The following is a 554-nucleotide window of genomic DNA, read 5'->3' as shown; positions in this document are numbered from 1 at the left end:
TATTTGCTGATCTTACGAAATGTTATTTTGCGCACATCAATGGCCGCCTGATCCTTGTGGTTAAGTAAAATATCTTCAGCAGGTACGTCAATTAATTCCGATACAGATATCACGCCGCGGCATACGTTGAGTGTTTTGTGAAGGGTAGCTGAGATCTTTGTACCCATCATCTCACGTGCATTCAGGATGGAAGTGCAGTCTACTTCAGACGTACATTTGAGCAGTAAATCTCCCGACCTCATTTTTTTAATGTCTACAATATTCCTTGACAAGGATTTCAAAGCTTTTTCAATAAAAAACGGTGACATTCGGCCGAGTGGCACGCTATTTTCCTTGTCTACTCCTTCGGCTGACAGCACGATGTACTTTCCAGTGAATTCTTTAGAGGGTAGTTTGCAAACTTCGGTCCGGGGCCGCTTGGCGGCCCCGATCTTAGAGGGAGTTATAGATTTTGCCATACACGGTTTTAAAAATGTGGGTTCCAAACTGTCGCTCACACTTCACCCACTTACGTGCGAGAAGGTCCCGGAGTTTGTGTGAAAAACCCGTCGGCC

General features: G+C 45.1%; 1 protein-coding gene. It reads right to left on the bottom strand.

What is annotated here, in order from left to right:
- Positions 1-359, bottom strand: a 359-nt coding sequence (locus tag Q2M23_RS43875; protein WP_316399574.1) for a hypothetical protein, incomplete at its 3' end; no start/stop codon positions are given.
- Positions 360-554: the final 195 nt, after the last annotated feature.

Origin of the sequence: Bradyrhizobium sp. 33ap4, assembly GCF_032654765.1 — a bacterium.
GTDB lineage: Bacteria > Pseudomonadota > Alphaproteobacteria > Rhizobiales > Xanthobacteraceae > Bradyrhizobium > Bradyrhizobium australafricanum.
Note: the sequence above shows the minus strand (reverse complement) of the source record. Positions and strands in the feature narration are given on the sequence as shown.